Source organism: Bradyrhizobium tropiciagri (assembly GCF_001189845.1).
GTDB classification, from domain to species: Bacteria; Pseudomonadota; Alphaproteobacteria; order Rhizobiales; family Xanthobacteraceae; genus Bradyrhizobium; species Bradyrhizobium tropiciagri.
On the sequence record NZ_LFLZ01000088.1, the window covers coordinates 14,083 to 34,136 of the forward strand.

Sequence of the window (20,054 nt, forward strand, 5' to 3'; positions counted from 1 at the left end):
ATAATCGATTTCAACAATGATCTTGATAGGGCTAGGGTCGTCGCGGGCATGACGACGAGGCCGGAAGATTTGGGACGATTTGCGAGACTGATGCCGGGCGGGCCGTCATTGCTGATCATCGGCGTGCTGGCCGGGCTGGCGTTCCCTGCCTTGGCGGATCGCACCCGCCCGCTGATGGCGGCCGCGATCTTCGTGCTGGTGCTCGGCACCTTCCTCCAAATCGACGGCGCCGCGTTCCGGCGCGCGTTGCGGCGTCCGCTGGTCTGGCTGCTGTTGCCGGCGCTGGCGATGCTGGTGTGTCCGCTTGCGGTCGGTTTCGCGGCGCGCGGCGCCGGATTTGCGCCGGAGTTGATCGTCGCGCTGGTGCTGTCGGTCTGCGCGCCGCCGTCGAGTGGCACCGCAGCGGTCGCGCGCATGCTCGGCTTCGATGCCACCGCTCCGCTCGCCGTGACGTTGCTGTCGATGGCGCTGGCCCCGGTCACCGTGCCGCTGATCGCCGCCGCATTTGCCGGCCTCGCGCTCGATCCGCTGGCGCTCGCGACGCGGCTGGCGCTGCTGGTCGGCGGCGCCGGCGCGCTGGCGTTGCTGCTGCGCCGTCAGGCGGCGGCACAACTGGCGCAGCATGCGCGCCTCATCGACACCCTCGTGCTGGCCTCGCTGCTCCTGTTTGCAATTGCCACCATGGCCGGGGTGCGTGCGCAGATCGCGGCGGAGCCGATCGCTGCGGCGACTTGCGTCGGCCTTGCCTTCGCCTGCAATCTCGCCTTGCAAGCGCTGGGCGCGCTGCTGACGCCGGGCCCGCTCGCCGAGCGGTTGACCACGGGCCTCATTCTCGGCAACCGCAATGTCGGATTGGTCTGGTCCGCGATGGGCGCTGCGGTGTCGCCGATGACGGCGCTGTTCTTTGCGGCGACACAGTTTCCGATCTACATGACGCCGCGCCTGATCGAGACGCTCGTTCGCCGCGCGCGATAAGGAGAAAACCGCACCATGAGCGAGACGATCCTGACCGAACAGCTCGCCGTCCGTTTCGCGCGCATCGCGCTCGGCCACGTCACGCGCGAATATCCGAACAAGCCGGATCACGTGCTGGCTGGGCCGCAGGACGCACGTACGCCGCGCGAGCTGCATCCGGTGTTCTTCGGCAGCTACGACTGGCACTCCTGCGTCCACAGCTATTGGATGCTTGCACGGCTGCTGCGCCGTTATCCGACCTCCGAAGCGGCGGATGCGATCCGCGCCTTGTTCGACGCGCAGTTCGTTCCGGAAAAGATCGCGGCCGAGTGCGCTTATCTGGCGGCGCCGACCGCGCGCGGCTTCAAGCGGCCTTACGGCTGGGGCTGGCTGTTGAAGCTCGCCGCAGAGCTCGCGCTGCTCGACGACGTCGGCTGGCACGAGCAAATCGCGCCGCTTGCCGCAATCTTCGCACAGCGCTTTCGCGATTTCCTGCCGCTCGCCACCTACCCGGTGCGGGTCGGCACGCATTTCAACACCGCGTTCGGGCTGCGCATGGCCGTCGACTACGCCGCGGCGACGCAGGACGACGCGCTCAGTGCGCTGCTGCGCGAGACGGCGCTGCGCTGGTACGGAGCTGATCAGGATTGTCCCGCCTGGGGCGAGCCGAGCGGCGACGACTTTCAGTCGTCCGCGCTGATCGAAGCCGAGTGCATGCGCCGGCTGCTGTCGCCCAGCGACTTCCTGCCCTGGTTCGACCGCTTCCTGCCGCACCTCGCGCAAGGCGAACCCGCAACCTTGTTTCGGCCGGCACGGTGACCGATCGCACCGACGGCAAGCTTGCGCATCTCGACGGGCTCAATCTCAGCCGGTCATGGTGCTGGCGTGCGCTGGCGGGCGCGTTGCCGGAGGGCGATGCGCGGCGTCCGATCCTGCTGGATGCGGCGCGACGCCATCTCGACGCCGGCCTGCCGCATATCGCCCGCGACTATATGGGCGAGCACTGGCTGGCGAGCTTTGCGGTGCTCGCCATCGATACAGATAGCTGAGGACAACTTAGAGTGGGGATGAGTTTCGGTCGAATCGGCTTGGCGCGGTCTCGGTTCACCTCTCCCCGTCGGGGAGAGGTCGGATTGCGCGTGGCGATGCGAAGCATCGTCCAGTGCAATCCGGGTGAGGGCTCTTGCTCTCTCGATAGACCGTAACCCCTCACCCGATTTGCTGCGCAAATCGACCTCTCCCAAGGGAGAGGTGAACTTGCGACGCCGTTCTAGCTCAAGCTAATCTCATCAGGCTCTAAGCGACGCTTTCCAGGTAGCTTCTTCCGCAGCCTGGATCGCGTCGGGCGTTCCGACATGCATCCAGACGCCGTCGAGGCGCAGGCCGAACAGCCGCTCCTGCTCGTTGGCGCGATCGAACATCTTGGTCAGCGAGAATTCGCCGGCCGGCGCGTCCGCGAACAGCGCAGGCGACATGATCGCGGCGCCGGCATAGACGAACGGCACCACCTGGTTCTCCCGACGCTTGCGCAGCGCGCCGTCGGGCAACATCGAATAGTCGCCGCGGCCGCTATAGCCGATGCTCGAGGCGGTCGGCGCCATCAGCAGCAGGATATCCATCCGCGCGGGATCGAAGGTCTCGGCCAGCCGCGCCAGATTGGAGCGCACGCCGTCGATCCACATCGTGTCGGCATTGAGATGGAAGAACGGCGCATCGCCGAGCAGCGGCAGCGCCTTGACGACCGCGCCGCCGGTGCCGAGTACCTGGTCGCGCTCGTCGGAGATGATCACGTGCGGGCGGCTGCGCGGCTTGACGTGCTCGATGATCTGGTCGGGCAAATAATGCACGTTGACGACCGCTTCGCTGACGCCGGCGCCGGCGAGCTTGTCGAGCACATGGTCGAGCAACGGCTGGCCGGCGACGCTGACCAGCGGCTTCGGCATCGTGTCGGTCAGGGGGCGCATGCGCACACCGAGGCCCGCAGCGAGCACCATGGCTTTATGGGGAGTGACGGGCATTTTCCGGATATTCTCGGTCATCATCTCTCATGCGCCGATCATATCACGGCGATTCGGCAAGCACATCAATCAGACGCCATAGTCATGAGACATGACGGCCGTAAGACGGCAATAACGACGCCCCTTTGTTGGAGCATGATCTTGCCGGAAAACCGTCTCCACTTTTCCGGATCATGCTCTAGACGTCGGCTTGCGCGCCGCGTCTGGCAGTTTTCTTCTTCTTGTCGCCTTGTTTGAGGAAGTTGACGCCAATCTGGTCGCCATTGACCCATGCCAGCTCGCAGCGGCGATAGGCCAATCCTGTGGACGACAGCAGCAGAAAAAACTCCTTCAGGGCCAGGCCCTCGACCGAACCCTCGACGGTCAGCTTGGCGCCCGTCTCGGACACGTCTTCCATGGTGCAGTCGCGCCGCCAGGTGCCGTCGATGCCCATCATGTGCGCGGCTATGCCGCGCTCAAACGTGACACGATCGCCCCTGCGTCGTTCCGTCCCCATCGTGTAGTCCCGCTCCCGATCCGACCGCGCCATGGATGAGGTGCGGACTCTGCGAGCTTAGGGGACGCAAGGCTAATAACCCGTAAACTAAGGTACTGGGGGAGGGACGTTGGCTGTGTACCAGATGCGGAAAGTCGTCAGCGCCGGATGGGCGAGCGAGCGCTCGAGATAGGTCCAGATCCGCGGCTGGTGCTTGAGGTATTGCGGCTTGCCGTCGCGGCGGTTGAGCCGCGCAAAGGTGCCGAGCAGGCGGGTGTTGCGCTGCGCCGACATGATCGCATAGAGCTCGGCGAAGCCGGCCGGATCGAAGCTCTCGTCGGTGGCGCGCCGCGCCTTGATGTAGCGGGTCAACAGCGACAGTTCGAGCTGCTCGGGCACGTCGATCCGCGCATCCTGCAGCAGCGACACCACGTCATAGGCCGCGGGCCCGAGCAGCGCGTCCTGGAAGTCGATGATGCCGACGCGCAGGATACCGGTGCGTTCGGCAAGCCAGATGATGTTCGGCGAATGGAAGTCGCGGATCACCCAGGTCTGCGGTGCCGCGGCGGGCTTTTCCAGGAGGCCGCGCCACATCCCGAGGAATTCGGTGCGCAGCTCCTCGCTCGGCTGCACGCCGCGGTCGGGCAGGTACCATTCCAGCATCAGCCCGATCTCGATCAGCCAGGCGTCGATATCGAACACCGGGATGTCGTAGCTCTCGTCTGCCGTCAGCGGCAGCGTGTCGGGCAGCGCCTCGCGATGCAGCGCCGCCAGCATGTCGACGGCGGCCTCGTAGCGCTCGGCGATCGGCTGCGGCGGATCGCCCTCGATGATGCCTTCGGCGCCGAGATCCTCGGTGATGAGGAAGCCCGATTCGAGATCGATGTGCCGGATCGCCGGTGCGGAGAAGCCATGTTTGCGCAGGCCGTTGCCGATCGCGACGAAGGGCCGCACGTCTTCGGCGAGATGCACCGCCGCGCTGTAGGAGCTGCCATTGAAGATCGCCGGGCCGTCGGGACGGCGCGGCGAGTTCATCAGGATGACGCTGCCGTCGTCGTTGCGCAGCCGCGCATAGGAGCGCGTCGAGGCATCGCCCGGCATGCGTTCGCGCCGCGCATTGAGGAAGCCTGCGCGATCGAGGAACTGGCGCAGCTCGTTGAGCCGCGCGACTTTCGCCGCGGCCTTGCCGTAGCCGGTGATCTCGGCGGCGCGCGCGGCCGATCCGAGCGCCGGGCGGTGGCTGAACGCGATGTCGATGCGATCAGTGGGCATCGCGCCCGGCGCGCGTTCAGGCCACTCGATCAGCGCCACGATGTCGTCGGGCAGCGGCGACAGCCCGATCTCCTCGAGCTCGCTGGCGTCGTTGATGCGGTAGAGGTCGGCGTGGACCAGCGGGAACGACGGCAGCTCGTAGCTCTGCGCCAGCGTGAAGGTCGGGCTCGGCACTTCCAGCGTATCGTCGGCGGCGAGGTAGCGGATCAGGGCGCGGGCGGCCGCGGTCTTGCCGGCGCCGAGGTCGCCCGAGAGCGTGACGACGTCGCCGGCACCGATCAGCAGCGCAAGGTCGGCCATCAGCTCTGACGTCGCGGTTTCGTTCGCGAGCGCCACCGAGAATGTTGAGATCGCCGTCATTCAGCAGCGTTGCGGTGTGCGGTCTGGTCGATCGGGAAGTCGCAGGTCACGGTCGTGCCGCGGCCTACGGTCGAATCGACGCGCACCCGGCCGCCATGCAGCTCGACGAAGGAGCGCACCAGCGACAGGCCGAGCCCGGCGCCGCGATGCCGCGAGCCGTGCGAATGGCTCTCGAACCAGTTGAACACCTTGTCGCGCATCTCGGCCGGGATGCCAGGGCCGGCATCGGTCACCGCAAACACCACGCTGTGTTCGGTGCGGTGCGCGCTGATCGTCACGGTGGCGTCATGCGGCGAGAAGCCGACGGCGTTGGCGAGCAGATTGTAGAGCACCTGCACCACACGCCGCTCGTCGCCGACGAAGGCGCCGATGTTGGGCTCGATATCGACCTTCAGTGTGATGCGGTCGGTCGCCAGGCGGTCCTGGATGCCTTCGGCCGCGGCCTCGATCGCCTGGCCGATATTGACCGGGCCGAGCTCGAGCTTCATCGCGCCGGCGTCGATGGTGGCGAGATCGAGAATGTTGTTGGTCAGCGCCAGCAGCGCGTTGGTCGATTTGGTGACGTAGTGAGATATTCGGCCTGCTTCGGCGTCAGCGGCCCGGTCGAGGGATCGCTGAGGAAATGCGCGAAGCCGATGATGGTGGTGAGCGGCGCGCGCAGCTCGTAGGAGACGTGGTGGACGAAATCCACCTTCATCTGGTCCGCCGCTTCCAGCGCCTCGTTGCGCTCGCGCAGCGCCCGCTCGACATTCTCGGTGTCGGTGATGTCCTGGAAGGCGAGCAGGGTCTTGCCGTCGGGCAGCGGGACGGTCATGCAGTTCAGCACGCTGCCGTCCTTACGCTCCAGCTTGAGCGCGACCTGGGCGCGGTTCTCGATCGCGGTGATCGATTCGCGCAGCGTCCGCCAGGTCAGCGCATCGTCGAACAGCGGCCGGCACAGCGCCTCCACTTGCTCGATGTGCGGTTCGCCTTGCAGCGCGTCGGCCGGCAGCTTCCACATCTTGGCGAAAGGTGGGTTGAACAGCTCGGCGCGGCCATTGCTGCCGAATACTGTGACCGCTTCGCCGAGATTGTCGAGGGTCTCGCGCTGCACCCGGGTCAGGCGGTCGTAGCGGCGCGCGAGGTCGAGGCTCTCGGTGACATTGTCGAACAGATAGGTGACGCCGCCCTCGAGGTTCGGCGTGGTGACGACGCTGATGGCGCGGCCGTCGGGCAGGAACCAGGTGTAGGTCTCGGATTCGACCGCGCGATAGGCTTCGTGCAGCTTGGCCTTCCAGGCGCGGAAATCCGGCTGCTCGGGCAGCTTGCGGTTGGCGCGCAGCCGGTCGAGGACGCTGGAATCGTCGGGGTTGCTGTCGAGGAAGGCCTGGTCGAGGCCCCACAGCCGCCGGTACGACTCGTTGTAGAAGGTGAGCCGCCGGTCGGCATCGAACACCGCGACACCCGAGGACAACTGGTCGAGCGTGCGGCGGTGCGCCTCGACCATCCGCGCGATCGCCGCGCGCAGCGCCGCGGCTTCGCTGGCGTCGATCGCAATCCCGGCGCTGCCGCCGGAGAGCTTGAGCGCCTGCACGTCGTAGATCCGCCGCTCGCCGCTGACCACGATCGGCAACCGTGCGGCATAATTGGCGTTGTCGTTCAGCGCGCGGGTCAGTTCGGTGCGCTGGTCGCTTTCGAGCAGTTCGAGATTGCGCTGCAGCGCGTCCGACACGCTCTTGCCCTCGGTGGCGCGGACATAGGCCGCGTTGGCATAGCGCAGATTGCCCTCGAGGCTCTTGGCCCAGATCGGCCAGGGGGCGGCAGCGGCGAAATCGCGCAGCAGCTCGGTCTCCTCCTGCAGCGTCTTGTAGCGCAGGTTGGATTCGGCAAGCTCGCGGCGCAGGCCGCCGAGCTCGCGGATCCGCACGATGGCCTGGCCGCCGATCGCGCGGCCCATCGCCTCGATGGCGCGGCCGGCCGAGGTCGAGAGGTTGAGCAGGAACGCCTCGCCCTTCTCGCGCAGCGCGTCGACCGCGTGGTCCATCTGCAGCGCCGGCTCGGGCGGCAGCCAGGTTCCGAAGGCAAGGATGCGCTGCGGCGGGCCTTCCTGCGACATCACCAGCGAGATGTCGCCCGAGATCTGCGGCCGGTTGTCGCCCGCGGCCCAGGAGATCAGCACCTGCGGCTCGACGAACAGCAATGCGCGCAGCCGGTCCGATTGCGCCTGCAGGTCGGTGATCTCCGACTGCAGCTGCTCCTCGTTCCGCGTCGCGCGCAGGCGGGTGCGCATCAGCAGGATCGCGGCGACGGCGGAGAAGCCGACCAGCGCGAACGACGTCGCGAGGACCGCGACCTCCTGGTGATTGAAACCGAAATGATCCGACATCGCCTGGGCCACCAGGCCTTCGGCGGCGAACGAATTGCGGGCCGGCAGCAATGCTGACATGGCGAGCCCAATCATGCCGTCGCGCGCCAGTGAGGTGCATGACAGCAGGGTTCGACGCATTGCCGCGACTACGCCCGACATATGTTGCCCCAGAACGCACAAACCTTAAGGCATGATCCGGAAAAGAGGAGACCGGTGTTCCCTCACGGCAAACGTACGACGTTTGTCCGGGGATCATGCCCAAGCAGGACCCGACAGCCCGACGAAGACCCCCCGTCGCGCTCGAATCAATCCAGAATAGTCCCAACGGGACTCGGCGAGTAAGAGTCCAGACCGTGAACGCAGAATCCGCTGTGAAAAAATGCGGCCGCTGGTGTGGATTTTACGCGAATTGACTCCGTAATCGTGCGGAGAGCGCGCGCGAAGCGTGATCTCGCGGAGGCGGTCCGCACACTTCTCGGATCTCCCTCGCCCCGTTCTTACGGGGAGAGGGTAGGGGTAGGGGCCGTCTCCGCGTATTCGGTGACAGCTGCGTTTGCGGAGGCTCCCCCTCACCCGGAACGCATCTGACGATGCGTTCGACCTCTCCCCGCAAGCGGGGCGAGGTGAAGCGGAGCCCGCTGCTCGATTCGAAGTACAGTTATCTCCTAGCGTCCGGTCGAGCCGAAGCCGCCGCCGCCGCGCTCGGTTGACGACAGCACGTCGACCGGAACCAGCTCGGCCCGGGTCACCGGCGCGATCACCATCTGCGCGATGCGCTCGCCGCGCCGGATCGAGAACACCTCATGGCCGTGATTGATCAGGAGCACGTTGATCTCGCCGCGATAGTCGGCGTCAACAGTGCCGGGCGAGTTCAGCACCGTGACGCCATATTTGGCGGCCAGGCCGGAACGCGGCCGGACCTGCGCCTCGTAGCCCGGCGGCAGCGCGATCGTCAGCCCGGTCGGAACCATCTCGTAGCGGCCCGGCAGCAGCAGCAACGGCGCCGACCGCGGTACCGCGGCCAACAGGTCGAGCCCGGCTGCGTCGGCGGTCTGGTAGATCGGCAGCAGGAGATCTGCGCCGTGCGGCAATTGGTGGACTTCGACCTTGATGGTGGCGCTCACGATGCGGTTCCTACTTCTCTTGCGATCCGCGACACCAGCGCGGTCGCGACTTCTTCCTTGGTCATCACGGGCCAGGAGTCGACGGTGACATCCTTGCCCTCGCGGGAGAGCAGGTGAACGGTATTGCGGTCGCCGCCCATCACGCCGGTCGCCGGCGAGACGTCGTTGGCGACGATCCAGTCGCAGCCTTTGCGCGCGAACTTCGCCTTGGCGTTCTCGATCAGATGTTCGGTCTCGGCGGCGAAACCGATCACCAGCGGCGGCCGCTTCTCCTTCAGCTTGGAGATTGTCGCGAGGATGTCGGGGTTCTCGACCAGCTGCAGCGGCGGCATGCCGGCCGCGGTCTTCTTCAGCTTCTGGCTGCCTTCGCTGGCGACCCGCCAGTCGGCGACCGCGGCGGCAAAGATCGCGACGTCGACCGGCAGCGCGGCCTCGACCCGGTGCAGCATGTCGCGCGCGGATTCCACGCGCATCACCGAGATGCCCTGGGGGTCGTCGAGCTCGACCGGGCCGGTCACCAGCACGACCTCGGCGCCGGCGGCGCGGGCGGCGGCGGCAATGGCAAAGCCCTGCTTGCCGGACGAGCGGTTGGCGATATAGCGCACCGGATCGATCGCCTCATGGGTCGGCCCGGCCGTGATCAGCACGCGCTTGCCGGCGAGCGGACGCGGCTGCGGCGGCCGCAGCATGCGATCGGCGGCAGCGGCGATCTCGGTTGGCTCCGCCATCCGCCCGATCCCGGCCTCGCCGGCTTCCGCCATCTCGCCGGCATTGGGGCCGACGGTGTGGACGCCGTCACGGCGAAGCTGCAGCACGTTGCGGCGGGTGGCCGGATTGTTCCACATCAGCGGGTTCATCGCCGGCGCCAGCAGGATCGGCCGGTTGGCCGCCAGCAGCGTGGCGGTGGCGAGGTCGTCGGCGTGGCCCTGCGCCATCTTGGCCATCAAATCGGCGGTCGCCGGCGCCACCACGATCAGGTCGCACTCCCGCGCCAGGCGGATATGGCCGGCATCGAATTCGCTCTCGGCGTCGAACAGGTCGGTGTAGACGCGCTCATGCGACAGCGCGCTGGCGGCCAGCGGGGTCACGAATTGCTGGGCCGCCTTGGTCAGCACGCAGCGGACCTGGATGCGCCGCTCCTTGAGCCGCCGGATCAGATCCAGCGCCTTGTAGGCCGCGATCCCGCCGCCGATGATCAGGGTTACCTTGGGCTCGCCGGCCGCGCCGGCGGGCTGCGGAGCGGGGGCTGCAACGGTCAGGGAACCCGCCCCAAGCGCCTCCGCGGGCTCCGTACCGCCGTCTGCGAGCTCCCTGAGGATGACCCGGACCTCCTCCTCGACCGAGCGCCCGTTTTTGGCGGAGCGAAGCCGCAGATAGCTCTTCAGCGCGTCGTCGAGTTTGCGGATGGTCAGGCTGGCCATGGCACGCCCTCAGGCATCATGCTTCAACAATGATAGCGATGCTATCACACGGTGCATGCATTGCAATCAGTGCGCACGGATGGCGAAGAAGATTGCGATCGAGGCGATGGCAATGACCCAGAGGCCGACGGTCTGCACCCGCGCTTTGCGGGCCTCGGCGCGGGCCATTTCGTCGATCGAGTCCGACGACAGCATGTGGCCCTCCCGGGTCATGGTCTCCAGCTGCTCGAGCACGGTCACGGCGCGGCTGGCGATCGACGGCAAATTGGCGAGGACGCGGCCGAGCTCGCCCGCACCCGAAATCGCGCCCTGGATGCGTCCGGCCGGACCGAGATTCTGCGTGATCCATTCGCGCACCACGGGATCGGCGATCTTCCAGATGTCGAGCTTGGGGTCGAAGCCGCGCGCCACGCCCTCGACCACCACCATGGTCTTCTGCAGCAGGATCAGCTCAGGCCGCGTCTGCATGTCGAACAGGCCGGTGACCTCGAGCAGAAGCGTGAGCAGCTTCGCCATCGAGATTTCCTCGGCGGTGCGATTGTGGATCGGCTCGCCGATGGCGCGGATCGCCTGCGCGAAATTCTCCACCGAATGATGGCCCGGCACGTAGCCGGCCTCGAAATGCACCTCGGCGACGCGGCGATAGTCGCGGGTGATGAAGCCGAGCAGGATCTCGGCGAGGAAGCGCCGCTCCTTCAGCCCGAGCCGCCCCATGATGCCGAAATCGACCGCGACGAGCCGTCCGGCTTCGTCGAGAAACAGATTGCCCGGATGCATGTCGGCATGGAAGAAGCCGTCGCGCAGCGCGTGGCGCAGGAAGCTCTGGATCACCTTGCGGCCGAGATCGGGCAGGTCGACCTTGGCTTCTGCGAGGCGCGCATGATCGTTCAGCGCGATGCCGTCGATCCACTCCATCGTCAGCACGCTGTGCGCGGTGCGGTCCCAATCCACCGTGGGCACGCGGAAGTCGGGATCGTCGCGCGTGTTCTCGGCCATCTCGGACAGCGCGGCCGCCTCGAGCCGCAGGTCCATCTCCATCGCGACCGAGCGCGACATCGTGTTGATGACCTCGATCAGCCGCAGGCGCCGCGCTTCGGCGGAATGCGCCTCCGCCTTGTGCGCGACGAAGAAGAAGTCGCTGAGGTCGCGGCGGAAGCGCGCCGCGACGTTGGGCCGGAGCACCTTGACCGCAACCTGCTGCCGCACGCCGTCGCGCTCGACCTCGCCGCGATGCACCTGCGCGATCGAGGCCGCGGCCACCGCGGGACCGAGATGCACGAAGGCCTGCGCCAGCGGCCGTTCCAGCGATTGCGTGATGACGGTTTCGGCCTCTTCCTGCGCGAACGGCGGCAGCCGGTCCTGCAGGGCTTCGAGATCGCGTGCCATCGCGACGCCGACCACGTCGGGCCGGGTGGCGAGGAATTGCCCGAGCTTGAGATAGGCCGGCCCGAGCCGCGTCAGCGCGCGCGACAGCCGTGGACCTGACTTGCCGTCGCGGCGCTCGATCAGCCGCGCCAGCTTCAGCGCGAGCTGCCCGGGCGGCGGCACCAGCGCGGGATCGACGACGCCGAACACGCCTTCGCGCGCAAACACGAAACCGGCGCGGCCAAGGCGCGTAATGTGGGACAGTGCAGAGATCACAAACGCCAGCCCGAATGCAGCGCCACGATGCCGCCGGAGAGGCTCTGCCACTTCACGCGGGCAAAGCCGGCGGCGCCGATCATCTCGGCGAACGCGTTCGGCCGCGGGAATTTGCGGATCGACTCGACGAGATATTGATAGGATTCGGCGTCGCCAGTGACGGCGCGGCCGAGCGGCGGGATCACCTTGAAGGAGAACAGATCGTAGATCTTGTCGAGGCCGGGCACGTCGACGGTGGAGAATTCCAGGCACAGGAAGCGGCTGCCGGGCCTCAGCACCCGGTAGGCCTCGCGCAGCGCGAGCTCGATCTGCGGCACGTTGCGGATGCCGAACGCGACGGTGTAGGCGTCGAACGAACGGTCGGCGAAGCCCAGCGCCTCGGCATTGCCCTCGACGAACGACACGCGGTCATCGAGGTGCTGTTTGGTGGCGCGCTCGCGGCCGACGGCGAGCATGTCGGTATTGATGTCGCAGACCGTGGCATGGAAGCCGCTGCCCGCGCCTTGGCGGCCCGGAACGAGATGTCGCCGGTGCCGCCGGCGACGTCGAGCAGCGCGAACGGCCGGTCGCCCTTCGGCGGGTCGAGCGTTGTGATCATGACGTCCTTCCAGGCCCGGTGCAGGCCGCCCGACATCAGATCGTTCATCAAGTCATAGCGCTGTGCCACGCTGTGAAACACGTCGTTCACCAGCGTCTGCTTCTCGCCCAGGGGCACGTCCCTGAAGCCGAAATGGGTGGTTTGATCCGGCCGATCCATCACTCAGAACTCTTACCCTTTTTGGTCGCGCTGTCTTCACGCGAACCGGGGCCCGCTTCGCTCGAAAACGCTCCAGCCAAACCATAGCGCGGCGGCCGCAATGGCGCTATCACGTCACTTCCAAAAGGTGAATGCCTGCCATGCCGGAATTACCCGAAGTCGAGACCGTCCGCCGCGGCCTGCAACCGGCCATGGAAGGCTCCAAAATCCTCAAGGCCGAGGCCCGCCGCAAGGATTTGCGGTTTCCGTTTCAAAAAGACTTTATCGCCCGGCTCGAGGGCCAGACCATCACCGGGCTCGGCCGCCGTGCCAAATATTTGATGGCGGACCTGAATTCCGGCGACGTGTTGCTGATGCATCTCGGCATGTCGGGCTCGTTCCGCGTGCTGAAGCAGGAGGGTGCGGCGGCACCGGGGCAATTTCACCATCCGCGCAGCGACGATCGAGCGCATGATCACGTCGTGTTCCACATGTCGTCGGGCGCCGCTGTCGTGTTCAACGATCCCAGGCGCTTCGGCTACATGAAGATTATCCCCCGCAACGCGATCGAGGATGAACCGCTGTTGAAGGGGCTCGGTCCCGAGCCGCTCGGCAACGAGTTCGGCGCGGCGATGCTGGCACGCTCCTGCCACAACAAGAAGACCAGCCTGAAGGCGGCGCTGCTCGATCAGCGCGTGGTGGCGGGACTTGGCAACATCTATGTCTGCGAGGCGCTGTTTCGCTCGCATCTGTCGCCGCGGCGATTGGCCGCGACGCTTGCGACCAAGAAGGCCGAGCCCACCGACCACGCCAAACGGCTGGTCGATGCGATCCATTCGGTGCTCAACCAGGCGATCAAGGCTGGCGGCTCCTCGATCAGCGACCATCGGTTGACCAACGGTGATCTCGGCTATTTCCAGCATTCGTTCCAAGTCTACGACCGCGAAGGCGAGACATGCCGCACCTCTGGCTGCGAGGGCATCGTCAGGCGCTTCACCCAGAACGGTCGTTCGACGTTCTGGTGCCCGAAGTGCCAGAAATAACAACAAGGCAAAAACAACAACAAAGGGGAGAGCCGATCATGAACGGCAACTGGCGCGATCGCGCCGCGACAAGCTTTCAGTGCGAGAAGCAGCCGGCGACCAGCAGCCGCGGCATGGTGGTAAGCAATCATCCGTTGGCCTCGGCTGCTGGCGCCGAGATGCTAGCTGCCGGCGGCAATGCGATCGATGCGGCGATCGCGACCCTGTTCACGCTGACCGTGGTCGAGCCGATGATGGTCGGCATCATCGGTGGCGGCATGGCGCATATTCGTCTCGCCGACGGCAGCCATCGCTTCATCGATGGCCAGAGCACGGTGCCGCAGGCGGTGAAGCCGGATACCTACACCTCGAAGCCCGGTTCGGCGCATGACGTGTTCGACACCGTCGGCAACGAGAATCTGAACGGGCCGAAGGCGGTCGCGGTGCCGGGCTCGCTGAAGGCGTGGTGCGAAACGCTGCGCCGCTTCGGCACTATGAGCCTTGCCGACGTGATGCAGCCCGCGATCAAGCATGCCGCGCGCGGCTATGCGGCGACGCCCTATCTGCATGAATGCATCACCGACGGCGCCGAGGAGATGCTGAAGGACAAGCCGATCTCGGCGATCTATCTGCCTGATGGCACGCCGCTGAAGCCCGGCGAGCGCGTGGTGCAGGCGGAGTATGCCGAGACGCTGAAATACATCGCCGACCATGGCGACAACGCGCTGTACCAGGGGCCGCTCGGCGACATCCTGGTCGACTACATGAAGCGAAACGGCGGCTTCATCGCGCAGGATGATCTTGCGACCTACAAGACCGTCGAGCGGCAACCGATCCGGTGCGACTATCGCGGCTGGGAGATCCTCGGGCCCCCGCCGCCCGCTGCATCGGGCGTGCATATCACGGAGATGCTCAACATCCTCGAAGGTTATGACATCGCCCACCTCGGCTTCGGCACGGCCGAGACGATCCACTATCTTGCCGAGGTGCTGAAGATCGCCTTTGCCGATCGTGAGGCTGCGAGCGGTGATCCCGCCTATATCAACGTGCCGGTGGAGCAGCTGACCTCGAAGGCCTATGCCGAGGAACGCCGCCGGGCGATCGATCCCGACCGCGCGCAGGCGTGGGGCGCCGGCGTCACCCAGCTCGAAAGCGCGCACACCACGCACATGACGGCGGCGGATGCGATGGGCAATGTGGTCGCGACCACCCAGACCATCAACAATCTGTTCGGCGCCAAGATCCTGATCCCGGGCCTCGGCACCGTGCCGAACAACTACATGAACCTGTTCGATCCGCGGCCAGGGCACGCGCTGTCGCTGGCAGCAGGCAAGCGCGTCACCACCTCGATGTCGCCGATGATGGCGCTGCGCGACGGCAAACTGGTTTACGCACTTGGCCTGCCCGGCGGAAAGCGCATTTTCCCGAGCGCGATGCAGGCGCTGATCAATCTGATCGATCACGGTATGGACCTGCAGGAAGCGGTCGAGGCGCCGCGGGTGTGGACCGAGGGCAATGCGCTGGAGGTCGAGCAGGCGGTGCCGGAGGCTGTGCGAGCGTCGCTGTCAGCGAAAGGCCACAAGGTGCAAGTCGTGCCGACGGTCGCCGGCGGCATGAACGCGATCCAGTTCCACGCCGATGGCACAATGTCCGGCGCAGCCTGCTGGCGCGCCGACGGCACGCCGGTCGGCATCGCCGGGGGTCTCGCGCGGGCGGGCGTGCGGTTCGCGTTGAGGTGACGCGGACTGCGCTGTTTGACAAGTGAACCGAGCACCATCCTCAACGTCGTCCTGGCGAAAGCCAGGACCCATTACCCCTAGTCTCATTGTTGTGCGACGCTGGGGCCGCGATCCGGTTTCATCGCTGAGTGCGGTGGTTATGGGTCCTGGCTTTCGCCAGGACGACGTCTGGGAAGAGTGGTGGCTGAATCACAGGACTCTCCGATCACCCGCACGCGCGGACGATGACGGCTTGAGTTACTTCCTGACGCAGATCACGCGGACCACGGCGGCCTTGGCGTCCGCCGATTCGCCCGGAGCATTGACGCCATGCGCCTTCAGGAAATTGCGCACCGTGTCGGCCGGCACCAGCGTGGCCTGCGCCGGTGGTGCCGCGTTTGCGGGGCCCGCAACGATGACAGGCTTCAGCAATGCGATACCGGCAAACTTGCCGCCGCCGTCGAGCGCTGCCGCACCGGAGAACCCGAGCGCAGGCGGCGGCGACAGCGCCTGATCGCTGCCGCCGAGTTGCGCCACCGACGCCTTGACGCTGCTCGCGGCCGCGCCGCCGCCCTGGTTTTGCGGATCGGCGATGCCGGTGATGTCGAGCGCGGTCCGCGTCGCCTGGCCTGCGATATCGAGCGGCTTCAATCCGCGCGCGCCGTAGATCCGCAGCAGAGCGAGATCGTGATCCTTGTCGTCGGCGACCCGGTCGGCACTGCCGTAACCCGGGATCGTCAGGGCGATACAGTCGCTGGTCGCCACACGGTCAGTTATGATCGCGCCATCGTCGCTGACCACGATCCCGGTGGCATATTCGACGGTCTTGCGCGGCGGCGGGCCGGCCTGCACGCCAGACGGAAATGCGTTGAAGGCGCTCGACATCGCGATCACCACCGGCTCGACGGTGGTCTGCATCGCCTGGTCGTAGAGGATGGTGAGGATGCGGACCTCGTCGCCCTTCAAGGTGCCGCGCAGATAGAACTTCTTCAGCCCCTGCATGCCCGACAGCACGACAAAATCCGGCTTCACCACGGTGTAGTCGATGGTGCGGCCGGCCGGCTCCTTCTTCTCCTGCTCGGCGAGCTTCGCGGTGGTCGGGCTCGCCTCCTTGCGCCGGGTCAGCAGCACCTGAACGGTGCCGGTCGGCGAGGTCCATTTGGCGCCGGAGGCGTCACTGGTGAGCTGCGGCACCAGTTTGGTGGGAATGCCGAGCCGCGCCCCGGTGGCGGGCTCGGTGACGATCCGCCAGCCGACGCTCTCCTGCTTGCGCCGCGCGGTGTCGGCGAGCACGCCGCGCTCCTGCGGGTTCAGCACGCCGGTCGGCTTGCCGCCGCGGTTCTTCTGGAATTCCTTGATGGCATTGACCATGCGCTCGCTGACGTCGCCGGTAATGGCGCCGTTATATTCGCCGACCCAGGCGAGGTCGGATTGCAGCGCCAGCCGCTCGGCCTGCGCCATCGCGCTCGCGGTATCCTCGGGCTTCTGCAGCGCGGGTCGGATCGGCACCGTCGTCACGGTCTTCGGCTTGGCCCCGGCCGTCGATGGCGGCGTCAACTGGGCATGCGCACCGCCCATGCCGCCAACCGTCACGGCCGCGACCATCAATGTTGCCGAAAGCATCAATCTCATGACAAATCCGGGGAAAAGACTGAAACCATTGACGTCGACGCAATTAAGCACATCTGCTTGGTCGGCAACAACCGCGCTCCGGTTCAGGGAACAGCGCGCAGGACATCAAGATGCTGAGTGCCGATGAACTTGAACGCTATGCCCGCCACATCGTGCTGCGCGAGGTGGGCGGCCCCGGCCAGAATGCGCTGAAGCAGGCGTCGGTGCTGGTGATCGGCGCCGGCGGCCTTGGCGCGCCGGTGCTGATGTATCTGGCTGCCGCCGGCGTCGGCCGTCTCGGCGTGATCGATGACGACATCGTCTCGCTCTCCAATTTGCAGCGCCAGATCATCCATGCGACCACTGACATCGGCAAGCGCAAGGTCGACAGCGCGGCGGCGCAGATCCACGCGCTCAATCCGCATGTGACGTTCGAGGCGCATCCGGTGCGACTCACCGCCGACAATGCGATGGCGCTGATCGGAAATTACGATCTCGTGCTCGACGGCTCCGACAATTTCGAGACCCGCTATCTCGTCGCCGATGCCTGCTTCCTCGCGAAGCGGCCGCTGATTACGGCCGCGCTGGGCCAGTTCGACGGCTCGCTGACCACGATCCGCGCCCATGAGAAGAATGCGGAAGGCGTCTTCAACCCGACCTATCGCTGCCTGTTCCCGGAGGCGCCGCCGCCGGGCACCGTGCCGGCCTGCGCAGAGGCCGGCGTGATGGGCGCGCTCGCCGGGCTGATGGGATCGATGATGGCGCTCGAGGCGATCCGCGAGATCGTCGGCTTCGGCGAGGGGCTGGTCGGCCGTCTCCTGATGGTGGATGCGCGCGCGATGCGGTTCGAAACCCTGCGCTACGCGCGCGATCCGCAGAACCCGCTCAATGGTGATGCAGCCGTGATCACTGATCTGAGCGGGCATCGGTAGTTCGCCAAAGCGGGATGAATTTTGATTAAATCGGCCTGACGCGCCCTCGGTTCACCTCTCCCCGCCGGGGAGAGGTCGGATTGCGGAGCAATCCGGGTGAGGGTTCTTGCTCTCTCGATAGACCGTAACCCCGATTTGCTGCGGAAATCGACCTCTCCCAAGGGAGAGGTGAATCGTGTTCGTGGCCGAACCTATTCAACCTAACTTCATCCCGATCTAGGACGCGGTCGCAGGCTTCTCGCTGTCCATGTGCCGGAGGTGCTCCTCCGGATAGCGTCCGCCGGCGGCCGCGCCGGGCGGAAATGCGTCGGCCAGCGCGGCCAGATGCGCCGCGGTCAGCTTCACATCGAGCGCGCCGAGCGCTTCGGTCAGCCGCTCGCGCCGCCGCGCGCCGACCAGCGGCACGATGTCCGTGCCCTGTGCCGCGACCCAGGCGATCGCGACCTGCGCCGGCGAGGCACCGATCTCGCCGGCGATGCCGCGCAGCCGATCCGCGAGCGCAAGGTTGGTGTCGATATTGCCGGCCTGGAAGCGCGGGCTCAGCAGACGAAAATCCTTCGCCTCCGCGTGGTTCTTCGACCAGTGCCCGCTGATCAGCCCGCGCGCCAGCACGCCATAGGCAGTGATGCCGATGCCGAGCTCGCGGCAGGTGTTCAGGATGCCGGTCTCGATGCCGCGCGAGATCAGCGAATATTCGATCTGCAGATCGGCGATCGGGTGCACCTTGTGGGCGCGGCGGATGGTGTCGGAACCGACCTCCGATAGCCCGATATGCTTGATCCAGCCGGCCTTGATCATGTCGGCCATCGCGCCGACCGTGTCCTCGATCGGCACATTGGGATCGAGCCGCGCTGGGCGGTAGATGTCGATGTGATCGACGCTGAGCCGCTGCAGCGAATAGGCGACGAAATTCTTCATGGCATTGGGCCGGCAATCATAACCGAGAAAGCCGTAGTTGCGGTCGCGCAGCGCGCCGAACTTGACGCTGATCTGCAGATTGTCGCGGCTGCGGCTCTTCAGCGCCTCGCCGATCAGCATCTCGTTGTGGCCCATGCCGTAGAAGTCGCCGGTGTCGAGCAGCGTGATGCCGGCATCGAGCGCGGCATGGATGGTGGCGATGCTCTCGCTGCGATCGCTCGGCCCGTAGAAATCGGACATGCCCATGCAGCCGAGGCCGATCTGCGAGACGGTGGGGCCGGTGGAACCGAGTTTGCGTGTATCCATGGTGGTGTTCCCTGCGTGTCGCGGCGTGCGATCGCGCCGCCAAAATCGCGAGGCTGATATGGGCCGACCTGCGTTTCGGGATAAGCTGGACAATCTCGAATGGGTTGTTCACTATATCGAACAATGCAGGATCTCGACCTTCGCGACCTCGACGCCTTCGTGGCGGTGGCGCGCACGCGCAACTTCCGGCGTGCCGCATTGGAGCAGCGCGTCTCGGTGTCCAGCCTCAGCCAGCGGCTGCGCGACATGGAGGAGCGGCTCGGCGTCCGCCTGATGAACCGCACCACCCGCAGCGTATCGCTGACCGAGGCCGGCGAGCTGCTGCTCGCCCGCGTCGCGCCGGCCATGGTCAATGTCGCCGACGCGATCACCGAGGTGCGCGGCCTGCGCGCCGAGCCGTCCGGGCGGCTGCGCATCAACGCGCCGCCGCCCGCGGTCGATCTGGTGCTGGCGCCGATGATCGCGCCGTTCCTCGCCAGATATCCGCAGGTCGATCTCGACGTCGTCTCCGAGAGTGCGTTCGTCGATATCGTCGCGCAGGGCTATGACGCTGGCGTGCGCTATGGAGAGCATCTGGCGCAGGACATGGTGGCGGTCCCGCTCGGCGCGCCGCAGCGCTACGCGGTGGTGGCGTCGAGCGACTATGTCGCCAAGCACGGCCGGCCGATGCATCCCAAGGATCTGCTGGCGCATGCCTGCATCCGCAGCCGCTTCAGCAACGGCGTGATGTTCGATTGGGAGTTCGAGAAGAACGGCCGCGTGGTGAAGATTTCACCGCCGGCCAAGCTGACCGCGACCCATCTCGGCCTCGCGCTGCGCGCGGTCCATGACGGCGTCGGCTATTGGGCGACCTTCGAGGGCTACGTCCGCTACGGCGTCAAATCCGGCACGCTCGTCAGCGTGCTCGACGACTGGTGCCCGCCATTCGACGGCCCGTTCCTCTACTACCCGAGCCGCCGCCAGCCGCCACCGGCGCTCGCTGCCTTCGTGTCGTTCGTCGCCGACTGGCGCAAGCAGGCGCGGCGGAAGACCAGGTAGATGGTTCTTATCCTCCCCTGGAGGGGTCGAGACGAGCGAAGCTCGCTCTGGGATCGGCGCGAATGAAATGAGCGACGAGGACGGTCCCTCCACGCGAACGCTGCCCGTGTTGAGAGATCATCCCACCCCAGCTCACATTCCGCTTCGCTTCATGTGAGCTG

The 20,054-nt window shown here is 66.4% G+C and carries 13 protein-coding genes and 3 pseudogenes; 6 read left to right on the plus strand and 10 right to left on the minus strand.

Translation table 11 applies throughout. From position 1 onward, the window contains the following. Positions 1–48: 48 nt before the first annotated feature. Together AKN84_RS39135 and AKN84_RS39140 are read left to right on the plus strand one after the other, a co-directional pair. A complete protein-coding gene (locus AKN84_RS39135) occupies positions 49–975 on the plus strand; it encodes a hypothetical protein (RefSeq protein WP_244485724.1) in 927 nt (308 codons plus the stop codon). A 15-nt stretch (positions 976–990) separates the two neighbouring features. After that, positions 991–2,003 (plus strand): annotated as a pseudogene (locus AKN84_RS39140) (DUF2891 domain-containing protein). 240 nt (positions 2,004–2,243) lie between these two features. Here AKN84_RS39140 and AKN84_RS39145 read toward each other — a convergent pair. The 8 genes and pseudogenes from AKN84_RS39145 to ubiE form a co-directional block, all read right to left on the minus strand. Next, positions 2,244–2,972 (minus strand): nucleotidyltransferase family protein, encoded by a 729-nt coding sequence (locus AKN84_RS39145; protein WP_050425731.1) that lies wholly within the window; start codon positions 2,970–2,972, stop codon positions 2,244–2,246. A gap of 178 nt (positions 2,973–3,150) precedes the next feature. Next, positions 3,151–3,468 carry a PilZ domain-containing protein gene (locus AKN84_RS39150; RefSeq protein ID WP_035653764.1) on the minus strand — a complete coding sequence of 106 codons (318 nt, stop codon included), beginning with the start codon at positions 3,466–3,468 and terminating at the stop codon, positions 3,151–3,153. 87 nt (positions 3,469–3,555) lie between these two features. Continuing rightward, complete coding sequence (gene tsaE / locus AKN84_RS39155) at positions 3,556–5,079, minus strand: tRNA (adenosine(37)-N6)-threonylcarbamoyltransferase complex ATPase subunit type 1 TsaE (protein ID WP_050425720.1); 1,524 nt, start codon at positions 5,077–5,079, stop codon at positions 3,556–3,558. Beyond that, a pseudogene (locus tag AKN84_RS39160) lies at positions 5,076–7,585 on the minus strand (sensor histidine kinase). Before AKN84_RS39160 ends, tsaE begins: the two are co-directional and overlap by 4 nt. Positions 7,586–8,091: 506 nt before the next feature. Beyond that, complete coding sequence (gene dut, locus AKN84_RS39165) at positions 8,092–8,550, minus strand: dUTP diphosphatase (protein ID WP_050425721.1); 459 nt, start codon at positions 8,548–8,550, stop codon at positions 8,092–8,094. Then, positions 8,547–9,971 (minus strand): bifunctional phosphopantothenoylcysteine decarboxylase/phosphopantothenate--cysteine ligase CoaBC, encoded by a 1,425-nt coding sequence (gene coaBC, locus AKN84_RS39170; protein ID WP_050425722.1) that lies wholly within the window; start codon positions 9,969–9,971, stop codon positions 8,547–8,549. Before coaBC ends, dut begins: the two co-directional genes overlap by 4 nt. Positions 9,972–10,037: 66 nt before the next feature. Then, a complete protein-coding gene (gene ubiB / locus AKN84_RS39175) occupies positions 10,038–11,612 on the minus strand; it encodes a 2-polyprenylphenol 6-hydroxylase (protein ID WP_050425723.1) in 1,575 nt (524 codons plus the stop codon). Then, positions 11,609–12,369, minus strand: a pseudogene (gene ubiE / locus AKN84_RS39180) (bifunctional demethylmenaquinone methyltransferase/2-methoxy-6-polyprenyl-1,4-benzoquinol methylase UbiE). Before ubiE ends, ubiB begins: the two are co-directional and overlap by 4 nt. A 140-nt stretch (positions 12,370–12,509) precedes the next feature. On the opposite strand from ubiE, the gene mutM reads away from it, so the two are divergent. Beyond that, entirely contained in the window at positions 12,510–13,391 is an 882-nt protein-coding gene (mutM, locus tag AKN84_RS39185; protein ID WP_050425724.1) for a bifunctional DNA-formamidopyrimidine glycosylase/DNA-(apurinic or apyrimidinic site) lyase, read from the plus strand. A gap of 38 nt (positions 13,392–13,429) precedes the next feature. Beyond that, positions 13,430–15,109 (plus strand): gamma-glutamyltransferase, encoded by a 1,680-nt coding sequence (ggt, locus tag AKN84_RS39190; protein WP_050425725.1) that lies wholly within the window; start codon positions 13,430–13,432, stop codon positions 15,107–15,109. Positions 15,110–15,346: 237 nt separating this feature from the next. On the opposite strand, the gene AKN84_RS39195 is transcribed toward ggt, so the two are convergent. Beyond that, positions 15,347–16,720, minus strand: a complete 1,374-nt coding sequence (locus AKN84_RS39195; protein WP_050425726.1) for a serine protease — start codon at positions 16,718–16,720, stop codon at positions 15,347–15,349. A gap of 110 nt (positions 16,721–16,830) precedes the next feature. On the opposite strand from AKN84_RS39195, the gene AKN84_RS39200 reads away from it, so the two are divergent. Then, complete coding sequence (locus tag AKN84_RS39200; protein ID WP_050425727.1) at positions 16,831–17,631, plus strand: HesA/MoeB/ThiF family protein; 801 nt, start codon at positions 16,831–16,833, stop codon at positions 17,629–17,631. Between the two features lie 216 nt (positions 17,632–17,847). On the opposite strand, the gene AKN84_RS39205 is transcribed toward AKN84_RS39200, so the two are convergent. Further along, on the minus strand, positions 17,848–18,855 hold the full coding sequence (locus AKN84_RS39205) for an aldo/keto reductase (RefSeq protein WP_050425728.1): 1,008 nt from the start codon (positions 18,853–18,855) through the stop codon (positions 17,848–17,850). Between the two features lie 123 nt (positions 18,856–18,978). On the opposite strand from AKN84_RS39205, the gene AKN84_RS39210 reads away from it, so the two are divergent. Continuing rightward, positions 18,979–19,893: a LysR family transcriptional regulator gene (locus AKN84_RS39210; RefSeq protein ID WP_050425729.1), complete on the plus strand. Its 915-nt coding sequence runs from the start codon at positions 18,979–18,981 to the stop codon at positions 19,891–19,893. Positions 19,894–20,054: the final 161 nt, after the last annotated feature.